15 protein-coding genes are annotated in these 18,144 nt (G+C 34.3%); 5 read left to right on the top strand and 10 right to left on the bottom strand.

Annotation, left to right across the window (positions count from 1 at the left end; genetic code table 11):
- Positions 1-26: 26 nt before the first annotated feature.
- On the top strand, positions 27-575 hold the full coding sequence (locus tag NKR20_RS07910) for a GNAT family N-acetyltransferase (protein WP_121213832.1): 549 nt from the start codon (positions 27-29) through the stop codon (positions 573-575).
- Between the two features lie 519 nt (positions 576-1,094).
- On the opposite strand, the gene NKR20_RS07905 is transcribed toward NKR20_RS07910, so the two are convergent.
- The 9 genes from NKR20_RS07905 to NKR20_RS07865 form a co-directional block, all read right to left on the bottom strand.
- Positions 1,095-2,171 carry an undecaprenyldiphospho-muramoylpentapeptide beta-N-acetylglucosaminyltransferase gene (locus NKR20_RS07905; RefSeq protein ID WP_253425124.1) on the bottom strand — a complete coding sequence of 359 codons (1,077 nt, stop codon included), beginning with the start codon at positions 2,169-2,171 and terminating at the stop codon, positions 1,095-1,097.
- A gap of 161 nt (positions 2,172-2,332) precedes the next feature.
- On the bottom strand, positions 2,333-3,367 hold the full coding sequence (locus NKR20_RS07900) for a Ger(x)C family spore germination protein (protein WP_253425121.1): 1,035 nt from the start codon (positions 3,365-3,367) through the stop codon (positions 2,333-2,335).
- Positions 3,368-3,375: 8 nt separating this feature from the next.
- Positions 3,376-4,416 carry a GerAB/ArcD/ProY family transporter gene (locus tag NKR20_RS07895; protein WP_253425118.1) on the bottom strand — a complete coding sequence of 347 codons (1,041 nt, stop codon included), beginning with the start codon at positions 4,414-4,416 and terminating at the stop codon, positions 3,376-3,378.
- Positions 4,413-5,840: a spore germination protein gene (locus tag NKR20_RS07890; protein WP_253425115.1), complete on the bottom strand. Its 1,428-nt coding sequence runs from the start codon at positions 5,838-5,840 to the stop codon at positions 4,413-4,415. Before NKR20_RS07890 ends, NKR20_RS07895 begins: the two co-directional genes overlap by 4 nt.
- A gap of 378 nt (positions 5,841-6,218) precedes the next feature.
- Complete coding sequence (locus NKR20_RS07885; RefSeq protein ID WP_253425113.1) at positions 6,219-7,052, bottom strand: CAP domain-containing protein; 834 nt, start codon at positions 7,050-7,052, stop codon at positions 6,219-6,221.
- Positions 7,053-7,285: 233 nt separating this feature from the next.
- Positions 7,286-8,182: a CobW family GTP-binding protein gene (locus NKR20_RS07880; protein WP_253425111.1), complete on the bottom strand. Its 897-nt coding sequence runs from the start codon at positions 8,180-8,182 to the stop codon at positions 7,286-7,288.
- Positions 8,183-8,257: 75 nt separating this feature from the next.
- Positions 8,258-9,754 (bottom strand): lmo1851 family serine protease, encoded by a 1,497-nt coding sequence (locus NKR20_RS07875; RefSeq protein ID WP_253425108.1) that lies wholly within the window; start codon positions 9,752-9,754, stop codon positions 8,258-8,260.
- Positions 9,755-9,877: 123 nt separating this feature from the next.
- Positions 9,878-10,582 (bottom strand): purine-nucleoside phosphorylase, encoded by a 705-nt coding sequence (deoD, locus tag NKR20_RS07870; protein ID WP_253425105.1) that lies wholly within the window; start codon positions 10,580-10,582, stop codon positions 9,878-9,880.
- A 123-nt stretch (positions 10,583-10,705) separates the two neighbouring features.
- On the bottom strand, positions 10,706-10,921 hold the full coding sequence (locus NKR20_RS07865) for a YozE family protein (protein ID WP_253425102.1): 216 nt from the start codon (positions 10,919-10,921) through the stop codon (positions 10,706-10,708).
- Between the two features lie 128 nt (positions 10,922-11,049).
- Between NKR20_RS07865 and NKR20_RS07860 the strand changes: the two genes are divergently transcribed.
- On the top strand, positions 11,050-12,843 hold the full coding sequence (locus NKR20_RS07860) for a methyl-accepting chemotaxis protein (RefSeq protein WP_253425099.1): 1,794 nt from the start codon (positions 11,050-11,052) through the stop codon (positions 12,841-12,843).
- A 926-nt stretch (positions 12,844-13,769) separates the two neighbouring features.
- Here the strand turns inward: NKR20_RS07860 and NKR20_RS07855 are convergent.
- The gene (locus NKR20_RS07855; protein ID WP_253425096.1) at positions 13,770-13,925 is read right to left on the bottom strand and encodes a hypothetical protein; all 156 of its coding nucleotides are present in this window, start codon (positions 13,923-13,925) and stop codon (positions 13,770-13,772) included.
- A 301-nt stretch (positions 13,926-14,226) separates the two neighbouring features.
- Between NKR20_RS07855 and NKR20_RS07850 the strand changes: the two genes are divergently transcribed.
- Genes NKR20_RS07850 through NKR20_RS07840 form a run of 3 tightly spaced genes read left to right on the top strand, consistent with a single transcriptional unit; the run spans position 14,227 to position 18,106 of the window.
- Positions 14,227-15,480: a GerAB/ArcD/ProY family transporter gene (locus NKR20_RS07850; RefSeq protein WP_253425093.1), complete on the top strand. Its 1,254-nt coding sequence runs from the start codon at positions 14,227-14,229 to the stop codon at positions 15,478-15,480.
- 3 nt (positions 15,481-15,483) lie between these two features.
- Entirely contained in the window at positions 15,484-16,971 is a 1,488-nt protein-coding gene (locus tag NKR20_RS07845; RefSeq protein ID WP_253425090.1) for a spore germination protein, read from the top strand.
- Positions 16,949-18,106 carry a Ger(x)C family spore germination protein gene (locus tag NKR20_RS07840; RefSeq protein ID WP_253425086.1) on the top strand — a complete coding sequence of 386 codons (1,158 nt, stop codon included), beginning with the start codon at positions 16,949-16,951 and terminating at the stop codon, positions 18,104-18,106. Before NKR20_RS07845 ends, NKR20_RS07840 begins: the two co-directional genes overlap by 23 nt.
- Positions 18,107-18,144 lie beyond the last annotated feature (38 nt).

Genomic DNA, 18,144 nt, shown 5'->3' with positions numbered 1-18,144 from the left:
CTATCCTATAAAGGAGGCGTTTCATCATGTTAAAACATAGAGACCTTTCAGAAACTAACGAACTGTACCAATTAATGAGTCACCCTTCCGTTTTTCCGTTTGTCCGTCAGAAAGCTTCCTCAGCTGAAGAGTATTTATTTATGACTAAACAATTATTGGAAGAAGAACAACTTGGTAAGACAATTTCAAGGACAATTATAGGAGACTTCGGGCAACCAATCGGTACAATAAGTCTCTTTGATATACAGGATGGAGCTGGTTTCCTCGGTACTTGGATAGGTGTACCTTATCAAGGTATGGGCTATAACCAAATGGCAAAACATCACTTCTTATCAGAGTTGTTTTTTGAAAAGGATTTTCATACGGTGTTTTTGAGAATTCGAAGTGAAAATGAAAAATCGAAAAGAGCAAGTTTAAAATTACAATATGTCGTTTGCGCAAAAGAGTCACACCCTGCATTATTTGAAGAAATTAATATGGGGGAGACGAAATTTGACTTATATAAAATTCCGAAAGATTTATTCTATATCGTAACAGCCAACGAATCTACAAAAGAAGAAGAACAAGCGATGTAATAAAAGAGGCAAGGACGCAAGCATGTCCTGCCTCTTTTTAGCTACTCAGTTTTGAGGTAAATATTTAGAAGCTTAGATAAAAATTCTAATTTAGTAATAATTTTGTGAGCGGACTAAGCACACATGCCGCAAAGCCTACTTGTAGTTGTCTTTACGACTTGTCTTTGGGGCCAACACGATGTTGGTCATGGTGACAAAAGAGGCATCTGAAAATTATTTTGAGATGCCCCTTTTGCGACGAGGATGGTGTTAACCACCGCAGGAGCAATACTTTGTACAACAGCGTTTTTGTCATCTGCTTGTGTTAATGTCCGCTAACTTTTTATTTTTCCTACTTAATCTTCTAATTTATTGCGCGGCTTACAGTGGTTGGCCGCGATTTCTTATACCTTCCGTCACATAAATTAACTGAAGTGTTGCCATAAAAAGTGTTGGCGGAATGGAGAATAATATCAAAAAACAGGCACCATGTTATACACATGTGCCCGTTTTTTTTAGCTAGAATTTTATTACAATCTATTATTTTTCATATTGCAGAATTAACTGCACCATTTCGCTTGGTGTTTTTGGGCTTTCTGCTTTAATCATTGCGTCTATGATTTCGTCTTTTTTCTTCACTAGGTTCTGAATGGATTTCATGAATGTATTTTTTGATAACAATTCTTCCTCCAAAGTTAAGGCAAAACCTTGTTTTTCAAAAATTCCTGCATTTAAGATTTGATCTCCACGGCTTTTTGTTGCTGATAATGGAATTAGTAGCATTGGTTTTTTTAATGCTAAAAACTCAAAAATTGAGTTGGACCCCGCGCGTGAGACGATAAAATCTGCAGTGTATAAAAGATCAGGTAATTCCGTAGTTACATAATCAAACTGCTTATAACCTTTTAAGGAATCTAACGAGTGGTCAACATTACCTTTCCCACATAAATGTATAATATTAAATTCCATTAAAAGTTCAGGTAGATTACTTCTAAGTGCATCGTTCAATACAACAGAGCCTAAACTACCACCCATTACAAGCAATGTTTTTTTATTTTCTTCAAACCCGCATAGTTTCATGCCGCGATCTTTATCGCCTTGGAATAATTGTTCCCGTACAATCGAACCTGTGCAAGTTGCCTTGTCATTTGGTAAGTATTTTAATGTTTGTTCAAAAATTGTAAACATATGGGATGCAAACGGAAGTGCTAATTTATTAGCAAGTCCTGGCGTCACATCGGATTCATGTATAACGACTGGAACATTCGCTAATCTTGCAGCCATTACAACAGGTACTGAAACAAAACCGCCTTTCGAAAAAATAACTGAAGGCTTCACTTTTCGAACAATGGCAAAAGCTTGCCCAATTCCTGCTAGCACTTTAAATGGATCCGTAAAATTTTTCATTGAAAAATATCTTCTTAATTTCCCACTCGATATACTATGATACGGCACATCAGGAAAAGCTTGAGTAATTAACTCTTTCTCAATCCCATCATGAGAGCCAATATAATGAACATTATAACCTTCTTCAATTAATGTGGGGATGATTGCTTGGTTTAACGACACGTGTCCTGCCGTTCCCCCACCTGTTAAAATAATTGATTTTTGTTTCACACAAAAACTCCTATCTAAATCAACCTTTAATTCGTATATATGATTCACATGAATTATAAATGAAAAATCATTTTACTAATCACTCTCTATTGTACCATAATTCATGTAGATAAACGACGTCTCTACAGGCATAACAGAAAAAATCAGCCAATAATGACTGATTAATGAATAAGCCCTGTTTTTAAGATTTCTGACTTAATTTCTACTTGAATTTCTAGATTTGCGAAGGTTTCATGCCAATTATCATCAAACATTTGTGGATTTTTTACGCGAAAAAAATTTCCTAATCCTAACGCATCGCATTTTTCATCTTGTAAAATTTCAATAACTTCATTTACTTCCTCAGTTATCTTTTTATTAATAAAATTCTCCAGTTCACTTATTTTGGTTACATTTCTCAATCCTGCATCTGAAAATTCTTCAAGTTCAACTTCTAGCTCATAATCCATTTTCATTGTATTAGGAGATTCAAACTTCCATTTTCTATTCACATCTAATATTGTAAATGATAAAGGTAGGTCTTTATAAGTTGTTGAATATTTTATTTTACGACCTCTCTCTTGAAGTAATAATCCTAAAAACCTAGATTGTTCTGGTTTTAAAACTCTTCCTGTATACTTCCCTTTAGAAAACAACCCGACACCACCAAGTTCTGGACGTTTTTCATTCTCCTTTAATACCATATATGGTAATACTAAATCCATTCCATCAGAATAAAGGATAGCCGATGCTGTTTGAATCGTCCGATTTGGTACAATTGATACTTCTTCTTTACTTCGAATAAATCGTGCAAAATATTCGCCAGCCTCCGTTGTCCAAGATTTACTTGCCTCCATATAATCTTTCAAATTCCCATCAACTAACACTAAAAATGCCGTAATGGAGTTAGTAGGATCTCGGTAAAAAACATCTAGGTATTTATTCAATCCGTCTTTTGCTGTAGTTTCACTTATTAACAAAGTACTCATCATGGACAAATCCATGGCTTGTTCAACTTTTAAATCAGCATTCAAACGGGTATCACGTACATCGACACCATCCGCTTCAATAATTGTTATCTCGGAATTACCAGATTGCAACTCAGGATATGCAAAATAGCTTTTCATCTCTCCAAATGTCCCTTCTATTCCTACAAGGGATACGACCGTATGATCCTTATATAAACGTTCATCCCAACAACCTGCAAGCAACAACACAATGATGACTATTTGGATGAATCGAATATTGTTCGCCCCCTTATTTTATTCCAAGAAATAATCAAAATTGGCAATAACAATCCAAATACTAGAAATGGAATCCAATAATATTGACGAATCATTTGTATCGATTCGAATTTAGCAATAAAGTAAGCAATTACAAAAATAAGTAGGTGATAAATGACGATTCGGGACTTAGCAAATTTTCGCACCTTCTGAAAATGGACTAGTCTCACAACTAAAATATAATTAATTAACGTAATAATCGTGATGAATACCCATATAAAGACAAATATTAAATCTAGTCTCTTTACAAAGGTTACTTCTTGAGCATGTAAAAGATATAAAATGGGTTCTGATATTAGGTTAAATTCTTCCATACTGAAATAGAGCATAACCGATAGAATTGAGAAGAGAAACATGGCAAAAAGGGAAAATATAAATACAAATAATGGCATCCCCGAAATCTTCTCATCTTTCATTACAAATTTTCTTAAAATAAGGTAACATTCTGCATTTCGATAGGCATTTAAACTATATAGTGAACCCCACATCCAATCCTTCCATCCGCTTTCACCAATAGGTAATAAGTTCCTAAATTCAAAATCTTTGTATGCATTTAGCACAAAGAAAATGAAGAATAAAATAAAAATACCAAAAACTATACCAACATTTACGGCAGTTTCTGCTCTACTTAGACTGGCGTATAGACTTGGTAATAAAAATAAAAATAACAAAGCAATTTTTGGTGTATATGGGCTAATCCAAGTCGACACGATATACATTGAATAAGCAACAGCGAAGGATAAATGGAATAACCAGTATAAATGGTAAATCATCGTGGTTACTTTACCTAAAATAAAATATTTATAGGTTTTTTCATAAAAAACTAAAAGTAGATAGATGAAAATCGATGATGCGATAAAAATTAACCATGCCGAACGTTTTCCATGGGAGATAATTGGCGTTTGGATAGATATATAAACAAAACCAGTAAACAATGTAAAAATGATGATGAAAAATTGAATTCTAGTAAGTTGAATATTCATGATTTCCCATCCTTATTTGGCGAGAAACTTTTTGGATGTTTAGATGGTTTGAAAAAAGGCATTCTGATAAATATTTTAAAAATCGCCTTTGGATTAAAAGGAATGATTGGTGTCAAATACGGTCTTTTTAACGATGTTAAGTTCAATAAATGGATTAAAAGAATGATTGCACCAAATGCGATTCCGATAAAACCGAAAAAAGCCGCTAAAATCATGAAGGGAAATCGTAAAAATCGTATCGATGAATTCATCTCTGTTGATGGAACTACATAACTTGATATCGCTGTAAAGGCAACAATGATGATCATCATGTTTGAGACTAATCCCGCACTAACAATGGCATCACCAATTACAAGCCCTCCTACAATACCAATTGTTTGTCCAACCGAAGTAGGTAGTCGAATACTTGCTTCTCGAATTAATTCGATCGTCATCTCTAATATGACTGCTTCTAAAATCGGTCTGTATGGAATGTTTTCAATATCGCTTTTAATTTGATTTGAAAGTTCCAATGGTAAGATTTCAAAGTGAAAACTTACAATGGCAATATAAAACGCAGGTAAAAAGATAGCTATAATGAAGCTAAAGATTCGAAGTATACGATAAAAGGACCCCGTTACAGCTCTTCCATTAAAATCATCCGGTGTTTGATAAAATGAAAAAAATGAGGTTGGTCCGATTATTGCGGTTGTTGATAAGTCAGAAAGAATCGCAATCTTCCCCTCATGTAAACTGGCAATAATTCGATCGGGTCTTTCTGTTTTTAATAGTTGTGGAAAGGGCGACCAAACACTATCCTCCATATAATCTGTTAATTGACCTGTACTATAAAATAGATCTACCTTTATTTTGTCTAGCCGTTCTTCAACCAGTTGAAGTGCTTCTTCGTCCACAAGCTGTTCCATGTATAAATAGTAAACAGTTGTATTTGTTTCATATCCAATTGTTTTTTGCTTCACAACTAATCGATGACTTTTTACTCGTTTTCGAATTAATGAAATATTAACATCAAAATTTTCAACTAGCCCTTCCCTAGAACCTTGTAATACATGTTCACTTGCTGGTTCATCTGTTTGTCGATAAGCCATTTCAGGAAGATTAATGCGAATCATTTCCCTCGTTTTCAAGCGAACAATAATCGTTTCCCCATCACAAAGAAATTTCGCTAATTGTTTTTCATCTAGTGGGATCACCGATGTATAAATAGATTCTCCCCAATACATATTATCGTCTCGTAAATGTTCTTTAAAAAAATACATAATACGTTCGACATCAGCTTTATTAACTATAGAGGAGTAAAAACATAAAATGGCGACTTCATTATCCCACCAACTGATGGGCTTCGCGACAAAATCAGCAGAATTGTAAAAACTATCTTTCAGTTTGGTTAAAATCACTTGTTCTGGATTCTGCTCTTCAGTCATAGTCACCCCTCCTCTTTTCGTACATTTCAGTATTTCCATTTATTACTGTTTTTTAATCATTAAATTGGGTAAATACTTCTTAGTTTGAGCATAAAAATGGATGAGGGATGATTTTGGTTTGTGGGATGGGATATGAATGTTTCTAGAAAGTAGCAAGACTGTTTTGCTTTAGTTTCTTCTTTTGTTTTCAGTGGCGGGATGAAGCGCGTTTTTGTTTGGATAAAACTGTTTTAGTGTATTCATATTTTTGAATGAAGGACATTTCATTCCATTTTTTCAATTGTTTTGTCCTTCATCAGTCCAATCCAATTAAAATAAACAACAAAAAAACCGAGCAAGAACTAGTCTTAACTCGGTTTCTATCAAACTATGAAAATATTATTTTTGAATAAATTGTTGTGTCCAGTAGTTACCGTCTGCTACATAGCCAACACCAATATGAGTGAAGCTAGAGTTTAAAATGTTTGCGCGGTGACCTTCTGAATTCATCCAAGCTTGTACTACTTGTTCAGGTGTTTGTTGACCTTGCGCAATGTTTTCACCTGCTGAACGGTAAGAGATACCTGCAGCTTTCATTTGATCGAATGGGCTACCGTATGTTGGGCTTGTATGTGAGAAATAGTTATTTTTCGCCATATCTGCTGATTTTGCATGTGCAGAAGCCATTACCGCATTATCAATTTGAAGTGGTGCAAGACCTGCTTTTGTACGTTCCGCATTTGTTAACTCTACAACTTGTTTTTCAAACTCTGAAGCTGAAGTGCTCACAGGTGCGCTCGTAGTTGGTTGTGCTGCTTGTTGAGTTGTGTTTTGTGTTGTATTATTGTTGTTTGTTGTTGGTTTTGAAACGGTTGTTGTTGTTTGTTTTGCTGGTGTTGCAGCTGTTTCCTTTACCACTTTACTATTATCTTGTTTTGCTTCTTTTTTAGCTTCAACTAATTTTGTATATTGCTGTTTATCTACTTTTATATTGTAAGAAGCTAATAGTTGCTCAATATTTACATTTGATTTTAGTAATTTAATAGATAAATCTTTTAAATCTTCTTTATCTGAAAGTGCATTAAACACGTCCTGTTGATCTAATTTAATTACTTTTACGTAAGATGGAATTGAGTCGTTTTTAACCTCCTCTTTGTTAGATGCAGCATCTGCTGTTGAAACTTGAGTTGCTAATAAACCTAAAGCACAAAATGTCATAAACCATTTTTTCATTTTGTCATCTCCTCTCGCAATCTATCATAACGGAGGATTTTTGAAATATATGGTCCATATCTTGGTAACAAGTCCAACAATACTGGAAAACGTTGAAAACTATGAATTTATCAATTTATTTTATTCATAATATTTTCCTTTAGCATAATTAATTACCATTCAAAACCTATTGACAATTTTTCAGAAAAACTTTATAATACATTACCTTTTCGTTTGTAACATTCTTATTACGTTTATTCCTCACCGATGACATGGATATCTTGAATGTTTTCACCAATCATTACAAGCTTAGCTGGCATTTTGATATATTCAGGAAGCCATTGAACTAAGCCGTAAGCATATTGGAACATAAATGGATTTCTTACACCTTCTATTGGCACATAGCCTTTCATACGATAAACGCTGCTAGGTAATGACTTTACCCACTCTTCAAAGGCTTCTTGCGTAAAACTTGTGTTAAATTCAATTAATCGCGAACTTAAATGAAGATGCTTGCCAATTTGTGTTTGGTTCACTTCTTTATTTATTGTAGTTGCTTGCAAGTTTTCTAATAAATGAAGAGGCACTCGTCCATTTGTTGTTTGTAAAATAAATGCATCAGGATTTAGACCTTGCATTTCAAATACTACTTTTGCTTGTTCGGATTCTGTGAGTAAATCCATTTTATTAGCAAGAAGTAGATGAGCATGGCGAATTTGTTCTAAAAATAACGTACGAACTTGTGGTGTAAGAGTTGTTCGTTCAAGCCAAAGTTTACTGTCTGCTACTGTCACGATTCCTTTTATATTGAGTTGCTCTGCAAATAAAGGAGAATACACCGCATCTAACGCCTCAACTGGATGAGCAGCCCCTGTTGTTTCGATAATTAACACATCAAATTCTTCTCCTGCCAGCAAAGTTTGAATTTGGGCTTCTGTTTTTTCCGCACCAGAACAGCAAATACATCCTTCTAACATCTCTTTTAATGGTACGTCTTCCCCTACCGCTTGCGAATCAAAGGGCAGTTTCCCCAGCTCGTTCATAATTACAGCTGGTTTGATTCCCTTTTCTTTTAACTGTCGTAATACATCCGTTAACATCGACGTTTTCCCACTACCTAAAAAACCACTAAATAAATAAACATCTTTCATCTTTTACACTTCCCTTTATATAGTAGAAAGAGCTGACAGTTGTCCATATTGAACAAAAGCAGCTCTTATGATTAGTTATTCTTTTTCACCAGAAAGTAATTGTTTCGCTTTTTCTACATGCGGATCATCTTGATCGATTTTTTCTCTTAATGCATCCATTAAAGCATATGTTGTTTCTCCAGCGATGGAACCAGTTTGTTTTAGTTCCTTATCTGCTTGGAATTTTACAACTGCATTTTTTGTATCATTATCGAATTCATCATCAACCTTACCAACATCATATCCTAACGCCTCTAGCATACGTTCTGCTGAATTTACTGCTGCAGAAACATTACCCTCTTTTAATTCTGTTTCAGGATCAATATACGTTAATGTCGCATAATCAGGATATTTAACCTCAACATCTGGTTTAATTCCTTTTTCATTAATCCAGTTACCGTTTGGAGTTAACCATTTACCTGTTGTATATTTTAAGTTTGAACCATCTTGTAAAGAAGTAACGGTTTGAACTGTCCCTTTACCAAAGGATTTTAGTCCAACAATTTTTGCACCAGCAGATTCTCCTAAAGCGCCTGCTAAAATTTCTGAAGCAGATGCACTACCGTTATCGATTAATACGATAATTGGTTGTTTATATTTTTTTCCACCTTCTGCATACATGATTTGAGGTTCACCTTCACGTTCTTGTACTTGAACGATTGGTTTACCTTCATCTAAGAATAGATTTGCAATATCAATAGCAGAAGTTAAATAACCACCTGGATTTTGGCGAACGTCTAATATTATACTCTTCATGCCGTCTTTTTCGTATTGTTCTAATATCGCAACTAATTCATCATACGTTTTTTCACTAAAGGATGTAATTTGAATGTGCGCGATTTTATCATCGCCCATATCACCGTATACAGTTTCAATTGGAATATCATCACGAATAATTGTTATTTCGTGTAATTCTTCAGTGCTACCACGTTGAATTGTTAATGTAACAGGTGTTCCTTTTTCACCACGGATTAATAATACCGCTTCAGAAGCACTCATTCCTTGAATACTCTCACCATCGACAGTTAAAATAACATCCTCAGGTAAGATACCAGCTTTTTCTGCTGGAGAATTTTTTATTGGTGAAACGACAACAATATTGCCATTGCGCTCTTGAATTTCTGCCCCAATTCCTTGGAAGCTAGAAGAAAGATCTGAGTTGAATTGTTCTGCTTCTACCTCGTCCATAAAATCAGAATATGGGTCTTCAAGTGCATCAAACATTCCATTAATGGCACCTGAGATTACTTTTTCATCATCTATTTCTACATAATATCTTTCTTTTAGTTCATCGAAGGCATCATAAAATTTTGTAAACTCTTTTCTTTCAACAGGTACATTTACTTCTACCACTTTCTGATCTCCAAATGTTAGAGCAAAGATTGTAATACCAGAAGTTAATAGAATTGTTAGAACCATTAACATGATGAACGCGAAAGGACTAATACGCAAATATTTTTTGGCTGGTTTTATTTGCTCTTCTTGTTCTTTCGGTTCTGTTTGCTCATTACTTTGTTGGTTTTGATCATCCATTTCTTTCACCACTCTCATTTACACTTACTAACTAATTAGACGTCATTACCATATTACCAGTTTCAGTTCAATCCGAAAAGAAAAGACTGTCAAATAGACAGCCTTGCCAAAAGAATTTCTTTTTTACTCTTGAATTGCAGCTTCTAATGCAACCACGATCATATCGTTGAAAGTCGTTTGACGTTCTTCTGATGTTGTTACTTCACCAGTGATAATATGATCCGATACTGTTAATACAGATAATGCTTTACGGCCAAATTTAGCAGCAAGAGTATAAAGCGCAGCAGATTCCATTTCTACTGCTAATACACCATAACGTGCTAATTTTTCGTTTTGGCTTTCTTCTGAATAGAACATATCTGCTGTAAAGATATTTCCTACTTTTAAGTTTAAGCCAGCAGCTACACCAGCGTTATATGCCTTTAATAGTAAATCAAAATCTGCAATTGGTGCATAATCAAGTCCATTAAAAATAATTTCATTCATTTTAGAATCTGTTGATGCACCTTGCGCTAAAATCACATCACGAACTTTTACATCTTTTTGGATTGCGCCACAAGTCCCTACACGGATTAATTTTTGTACGTTATATTCTTGCATTAACTCTGTAGCATAAATTGAAATGGATGGTACACCCATACCTGTTCCTTGTACAGAAATACGTTTTCCTTTATATGTACCAGTGTATCCGAACATATTACGTACTTCATTGTAACAAGTAACATCTTCTAAGAAAGTTTCAGCAATATATTTTGCACGTAAAGGATCTCCGGGTAATAAGATAATTTCTGCGATGTCTCCTTGTTTTGCATTAATATGAATACTCATTCGCAATCCCTCTTTCTAAAATTCATTTCTATAGTCAAAATTTCGTTCAAGTTAAAATATACTTGCTTTTCTATGAATGTGCAATTATTTACCTTTCTATACATTTAATGCACTATTCTCGAGTCACTTGGATTCATAAATTTCCCACAACTCGTCAAAGGCATTGGTTGTCATATGCTCATGAACTATCGTTTCAATATAACTTGATAATTCATCAAAAGATGTACTTGTTTTCGGAAAACTATGGTCTAAAAATGCACTCTCTGCAAATCTCGTTTTTGGATCCTCCCAATCTCCTCCTCGAAAGGTTAGGACAAATAAATAGAAACTTTCCTTCATATAGATACTCCTTACTAGCTTAAATTAATAATTATTAGGACTTTTTTCTGTCTAAATAATGGAAAAAACATTGGATATATTGTAAAATTTTTGAATACACCGAAAGTTTAAGAAGGATGGTGACAACAATGGATAAAAAGAATGTGTCAGACGAAGCAAAGAAAAAATCATCTTCCAAACAAAAAAAAGATTTAAAGAAAAATCGTTCTGTTAAATCTCGTTTTTACCATCTCATTCGTGGACGAGTTATACTCATCTTCAGCATTTTACTTGCAATTATTATAGGGATGCAAGCTTTATCACTCATTAGCATTTCAAAACTTCAACAAAATTTAAAAGAATTTGCAGAGAACAACCTTCAAGAACAAGTGGAGGTAAACACTTTAGCCAGTGATATGTTAAAGCTTTCAAATTATGAACAAGTATATATCATTCACGGAAGAGAAGATTCGTTAAAAAATTATCAGGAAACGAAAGAATCGATTACTAATAAAATAAAAGACTTACAAAGTTTATTTGAAAATCGTCCAGAAGAAACAGAAATATTAGCAGCGATTAACCAGTATTTTCTGATTTATTTAAATAGCTCTTCAAGAATTATTGATACAAGAGACCAATTTGGCTTTCAAAATGCACAAAGACTGATGGAACAAAATGACGGTGAGAACATTCGTTCATATATAAATGACGCAAGTGATCGATTTATTGAATTACTAGATAATAAAAATTCAGAAAAAATAAAAGAATTAGAACAATTTGCATATTACACTAAGATCGGATTCATCATCTTATCCATCATTGCAACCGTATTAACAATTTCTTTTGGAATTATCTTATTTAGAAATATTCGCCGAAATACTTTTAAAATTAATCAATCCATCTTAGATATTGCACAAGCTGGTGGAGATTTAACAAGAAGAGTGAATGTAAAAACGAAGGATGAATTTGCTCAAATCGCTAATTCTACTAATATCTTAATAGAATCTATTTCTGGTTTAGTTAAACGAGTTTCAAACTTAGCTGAACATGTTTCTGGGAGTTCCCAAGAATTGATGGCACTTGCAGAAGAAAACGCAAAAACCATCGATGAAATTGCAAACAATACTCAAGATATCGCAGCTGATAGTGATTTAACACAATCCCAAACAAAAGCAGTAATTGAACGAATGCAAGTTCTTGATCAATTGATGCGTGAATTAAATACTGAAGCAGAAGAAGTTGAACAAGCTGCTCAAGAAATGAAAAATGCCGCATTTAATGGAAGTCGTTCTGTTTCACAATCATCTGAAGTGATGATGTCCATTGAAGAGACAATTGCAAATACGTCTACTACTGTGGAAGCGTTGGGTAAGAAATCCGGTGAAATTACATCCATTATTGAAACAATCACTTCGATTGCAGGCCAAACAAATTTATTAGCACTTAATGCCGCTATCGAAGCTGCGCGTGCTGGAGAGCATGGTAAGGGCTTTGCAGTCGTAGCCGATGAAGTTCGAAAATTAGCAGAACAATCGGAACAAGCGGCAAAAGAAGTTACAGAAATTGTAACGTCCATTCAAGGCGAAATTAAATCAATTATTGGACAAAACCACGATGGTGTAAAATCCGTAATTCGCGGTGTAGAAGTATCAAATGAAACGAATCAAGTGCTTGAAAATATTTTAGAGCAGACAAACCGCACAACAGATATTATTGCATCGATGGTTGGTAAGATTTCCATGACGTTGGAGACAAGTCAAGAAGTAGCCGCTTCCTTCATAGAGGTAAGCACCATTGCGGAAAATACCGCACTTCATACAGAACGATCTGCCTCTGCAGCATTACAAGGTTCCGCATCTATGCAAGAAATAAACGCTGCTGCCACAGAACTTGCAAAACAAGCAGACGACTTACGCAGTGTGGTAAGTGAATTTAAGATTTAATTTGTTTTAGAGTCATTTTAACTTTCTCTTTTGGAGAAGGTTGAAATGGCTTTTTTAGTTGTGGAGTTTTTTGTTTTTGGATTAAATTCACTGGTGTTCAACTTATGAAGACTTTTCGGTTGGAGTTTGATTTGGTTTGTTCTTTAACAGAGTTATGAAATCCTTTTCAGCTGCATTTTCACTTTCATTTGTCCTTCATCTGGCTTATGAAGACCTTTTCGGCTGCATTTTCGCTTTCATTTGTCCTTCATCGGGCTTATGAAGACCTTTTCGGCTGCATTTTCGCTTTCATTTGTCCTTCATCGGGCTTATGAAGACCTTTTCGGCTGCATTTTCGCTTTCATTTGTCCTTCATCGGGCTTATGAAGACCTTTTTAGCTGCATTTTCACTTTCATTTGTCCTTCATCGGGCTTATGAAGACCTTTTCAGCTGCATTTTCACTTTCATTTGTCCTTCATCTGGCTTATGAAGACCTTTTCGGCTGCATTTTCGCTTTCATTTGTCCTTCATCGGGCTTATGAAGACCTTTTCAGCTGCATTTTCACTTTCATTTGTCCTTCATCCTGCTTATGAAGACCTTTTCGGCTGCATTTTCGCTTTCATTTGTCCTTCATCTGGCTTATGAAGACCTTTTCGGCTGCATTTTCGCTTTCATTTGTCCTTCATCTGGCTTATGAAGACCTTTTCGGCTGCATTTTCGCTTTCATTTGTCCTTCATCTGGCTTATGAAGTCAGTTTTGGATGGAGTTTCTGTGATTTTTAGTTTTCATCGGTGATATGAAGTCAATTTTGCATGAAATTACAATGAATTTTTGTATTCATCAGGGCTATGAAGACGTTTTTTGACACGATTTCCTCGAAATTTTGCTTTCATCGGCGCTATGAATGCAATTTCAGATGATTTTTCTCGTACTTTTTGTATTCATCAACGATTTAAATACATTTTCAGATGATTTTTCCTTACTTTTTTGTATTCATCAGGTCTATGAAGACGTTTTTTGACACGGTTTCCTCGAATTATTGTTTTCATCAACGATTTGAATACATTTTCAATACAATGTCCACAAATTTTTGTTTTCATTATCGCTATGAAAACAATTTTTAAATGATTTTCCAGTACTTTTTATATTCATCTTGGTTATGAAAATGTTTTTAGACACGAAATTTTTGTATTCAATGGAGCTACGAAGTCATTTTCAAATATAATTCCCGAAATATTCGTCAAAACAAATTCAGTTCTTCTCCCCCACTCCCCTTACCTACGCAAAAAAACTTTCCACTCACAAAATCCACTCATCCGAAAGTTTTGCCCTATATACCTTATAGTTTTTGGTTTATATGTCAATGCTTTAAATTAACAATTACTGATAGAGGTCATAAATATGGTGAAAATTGGGCAAATTGGTTTATTGCACGTTATTTTTTTAATAATGACTTTTATTGGGTTAAAAAACCACGTAACGATACTTCCACCGGTTTTGGAGCATGTGAAACGGGATGGATGGGCGGCGGTTTTGTTAGCTACCTTTTTGACAATTCCTTGGTTATTTTTAATCCTTTTTATTCAAAATAAGTCAAAAAATCAATCCATCAAAACTTGGTTGAAATCTAAAATTGGAAAAGTCGCTACCAATATTATTTTATATTGCGTTGTCATATTCATTTATCTTATGGCTGCATTCACTTTACGAGAAACGATTCTATGGATTTCTTCCACGTTTCTTCCGTATACTCCTAAAATTCTTTTATTAGCGGTTTATATTACTTTATGTGTCTTATTAGCTTCTACGAATATGCAAACCTTTGTGATTGTGAATACTTTTGTACTAATGTTTGTCGTGGTTTTTGGCTTTTACGTGGCCACTGTTAATCTACAAGTGAAGGACTACGGTTTAATCCGACCATTTTTCGAGCATGGTTTTGGACCCGTTTTACGGGGATTAGTCTATCCTGCTTCCGGGTTCATAGAGTTATTTTTACTAGTGTTTATCCAACAACACTTTAAAACAAAATTGAAATGGTATCATTTGTTAATAATGCTTTTTATCTTAATGGGATTAACAATGGGACCTCTTTTAGGGGCAATTGTAGAATTTGGGCCTGAGGAAGCAGCTAAACAACGATACCCCGCCTTTGAGGAGTGGGCTTTAGTTTCAATTGGACGCTTTATTGAACAAATGGACTTTTTATCCATTTATCAATGGTTAACAGGAACATATATACGAGTATCATTCTTATTATTTATTGCTGCAGATATACTTAATTTTACAGGTAACCGAAAAAAAATATGGAACTACATGATTCCCCCTTTTGTCATTATTAACTTAGTTGTCTTTATGCTTGATGATAGTCTGTTTTTACATCTAAATGGCAATGAAATGCTTATTGCGACATTCTCATTCTTTTTCTTATTATCAATTCTTTTTAGTTTAATTGCTTTGTTACCAGATAAAAAAAATAAAAATCAATCAACTAGTAATCAGAGTAATAACCAATCAAATAACAACAAAAACAATAATCAATCTGATAACATCCAATATAACAAACAGTCAAATGACAACAAAAGCAATAATCAACCTGAAAACAATCAATCAGAAAATAGTAGTAGTAAAAATCAATCAGAAAGTAGTGAATAATAGATGGACACAGGCGGACAACCAACCTTCACTATTTCTACGTTAAAAGAGCTTTTTAACAAATCTGGAGATGTCCTATTTCGGGAATTTCCATTTGGTCAATCTTCCGTATTCTTTATAAAATGTGATTCGATGGTCGATGAACAAATGCTTTTTACCGTTGTTATACCGAATGTCGAAGAGTTATTTAACAGCAATCAACCTATTGATGAAAATACCATTGGAAAATTACCTTTACCTGAATTGACAAAAATTACTGATAAAGAAGAAGCTATAAAATCCGTATATGGCGGTAAAGTCTTATTTTATATTCCAGATAATCAACTGCTCTATTCTACTAACATACCTAGAAAACCGAACCGAACACCTGATGAGACGTCTTTGGAAGTTGTGGTTAAAGGGCCAAGGGATAATTTTATTGAAGATCTTTCTACAAATATCGCCCTGATTCGAAAGAGGCTTCCGACAAACTCATTATGTGTTGAAAAATTTACACTCGGCACAAGGTCTCAAACACAAGTTGCCATTTTATATTTTGACGATATCGCCAACAAAGACATATTGACAGAACTAAAAAAACAAATAACTGAAATTAAAACAGATATTATTATAAGTCCATCCATCGTCATGGAAATCGTCAATAAAAAGAATTGGTTCTTACCTGTAACCAACGTAACAGCTCGTCCGGACTTTGCCATTCAATCATTGTCTTCAGGAAGATTTTTAGTGATGGTGGATGGTAGTTCCTTCGCTGTCATTACACCAATTAATTTCTTTCAATTGATCAAGACCGCAGAGGATTTTGAATATCCCATTGCGTTTACTTCTTTTGAGAGATTATTACGGATTATTGGAATAGTCATTGGTGTTGCTCTACCAGCTTTTTGGATTGCATTAACGCTATTCCACCAAAATCAATTACCACTTCAATTATTGGCAACAGTGGTTCTCATGAATAGGGGTTTACCCTTCCCCGCAGTACTTGAAATGCTGATTTTATTAATCATGTTCGAATTACTTCGTGAAGCGGGTATGAGACTTCCAACGAAAATTGGTGGAACAATTAGTATAGTAGGAGGTATTATTATTGGGGATGCAGCCATTCGTTCTGGTATTACTAGCCCCGCGATGGTTGTTATCATTGCATTATCAACCATCGCTTCATTTACAATGGTAAACCAATCCCTAGTGACGATTATTAGTATCGCTCGTATCTTTTTCATCATCATTACTTCGTTTTTAGGTTTATTTGGATTTTTCATTTGTATTTATGCAACCGTATTTTTTTTGGCAACAACTCGTGTTTATGGTACGCCTTATTTTGATATTACAGCTGATTTAAGTTGGGATAAAATAAAAAAATCACTGTTTCGAGTTAAAAATGATAAATATGGAGAACGACCTAATGACCTAGATCCTCAAGATTCAGATAGAATGAACACTAACAATAACAGAGGGACAAATAATAATGAAAAAAATGAGAACAGTTAAAAAAATCATTTTATTATTTTGGCTATGTACAATTCTTTCTGGTTGTTGGGACTTAAGGGAAATAGAACGAATGTACTATATCCATGGGCTCGGTGTTGATTATAAAGATGGTATGTTCGAAATAACAATGCAAATTATTAATTTTGCCAATGTAGCAAAAACGGAGCAAATAAACCAGGAAGCAATTCAAGCTGAAGTTGCAACGGCTAAAGGTAAAACACCTGATGAAGCCATTTTTGAGTTATACCATGCAATCGATGAAGTGGTTTACGTGGGGCATTTACAAGTTATTGTATTCGGTGAAGAAGCATTGAAAGAAAACCGCATTGACGAAGTTATTAATTTGATTACACGGTTTAGGGATACAAGATATGAAACATGGGTTTATTGTACAAGTGATCCAGTAGAGGAATTTTTACTAGTTTCTCCTTTGTTAGAACGTTCGATTACGTTAACGAAGATGGCCGATCCATTAAATTCCTACGAACAATCTTCCTTTGTGAGACCTATCTCTTTAAGAGAACTAATCATCGATTTAAATGAACCTAGTAGTGAAGCGAAAATTCCTGCTGTAACGTTAAATGATGATTGGAAAAATGAAAAAGGACCAAGTGAATCAATTAAATTTGAAGGTTATGGGGTCCTTTCTAAGGAAAGATTTAAAGGATTTCTTAAAGGGGATGAAGCCCATGGAATACAATGGGTTACGAAAAAAGCTTTTCGTGGGCAAATTACATCAGAATCAAAAGAAAATCATAAAATAACCATCGTTATTCAGCATATCAAACCCAAAATTACGCCTATTGTGAATGGTGAAAATGTTGAATTTGATATTCATGTTAGCGTATCCGGTTATTTATATGATTTTAAAGAAAATATCAAGAGTGATGAATTAAAAGAAATTATTAGAGATAAGGTAAAAGAAGAGATTTTAACGAGTTATCATGCTGCATTAGACAAAGACATAGATATTTTCCGCCTTTCAGAAGTATTATATCGAAATAATGTGAAAGTATGGAAAAAAATTCATACAGATGGGATGATTCCATTAACAGAGGATTCCATACGTAATGTTGATATCATTGTAGAGAGAATGGAGTCAGGAAGAAAATCTTTTGAAAATACTGTTGAATAAAGTAAAGGGCTGTGCACAAAATATGGCACAGCCCTTGT

Origin of the sequence: Ureibacillus endophyticus, from assembly GCF_024159215.1 — a bacterium.
GTDB lineage: Bacteria > Bacillota > Bacilli > Bacillales_A > Planococcaceae > Ureibacillus > Ureibacillus endophyticus.
The sequence above is the reverse complement of the archived record's forward strand: the minus strand, read 5'-3'. Positions and strand labels throughout refer to the sequence as shown.

What these genes read in the sequence shown, in the direction of transcription:
- NKR20_RS07910 (WP_121213832.1), top strand. Translation starts at nt 27, where the DNA reads ATGTTAAAACATAGAGACCTTTCAGAAACTAACGAACTGTACCAATTA.
- NKR20_RS07895 (WP_253425118.1), bottom strand. Translation starts at nt 4,416, where the DNA reads ATGAATATTCAACTTACTAGAATTCAATTTTTCATCATCATTTTTACA.
- NKR20_RS07890 (WP_253425115.1), bottom strand. Translation starts at nt 5,840, where the DNA reads ATGACTGAAGAGCAGAATCCAGAACAAGTGATTTTAACCAAACTGAAA.
- NKR20_RS07885 (WP_253425113.1), bottom strand. Translation starts at nt 7,052, where the DNA reads ATGAAAAAATGGTTTATGACATTTTGTGCTTTAGGTTTATTAGCAACT.
- NKR20_RS07880 (WP_253425111.1), bottom strand. Translation starts at nt 8,182, where the DNA reads ATGAAAGATGTTTATTTATTTAGTGGTTTTTTAGGTAGTGGGAAAACG.
- NKR20_RS07875 (WP_253425108.1), bottom strand. Translation starts at nt 9,754, where the DNA reads ATGGATGATCAAAACCAACAAAGTAATGAGCAAACAGAACCGAAAGAA.
- deoD (WP_253425105.1), bottom strand. Translation starts at nt 10,582, where the DNA reads ATGAGTATTCATATTAATGCAAAACAAGGAGACATCGCAGAAATTATC.
- NKR20_RS07865 (WP_253425102.1), bottom strand. Translation starts at nt 10,921, where the DNA reads ATGAAGGAAAGTTTCTATTTATTTGTCCTAACCTTTCGAGGAGGAGAT.
- NKR20_RS07860 (WP_253425099.1), top strand. Translation starts at nt 11,050, where the DNA reads ATGGATAAAAAGAATGTGTCAGACGAAGCAAAGAAAAAATCATCTTCC.
- NKR20_RS07855 (WP_253425096.1), bottom strand. Translation starts at nt 13,925, where the DNA reads ATGAAAACAAAAATTTGTGGACATTGTATTGAAAATGTATTCAAATCG.
- NKR20_RS07850 (WP_253425093.1), top strand. Translation starts at nt 14,227, where the DNA reads ATGGTGAAAATTGGGCAAATTGGTTTATTGCACGTTATTTTTTTAATA.
- NKR20_RS07845 (WP_253425090.1), top strand. Translation starts at nt 15,484, where the DNA reads ATGGACACAGGCGGACAACCAACCTTCACTATTTCTACGTTAAAAGAG.
- NKR20_RS07840 (WP_253425086.1), top strand. Translation starts at nt 16,949, where the DNA reads ATGAAAAAAATGAGAACAGTTAAAAAAATCATTTTATTATTTTGGCTA.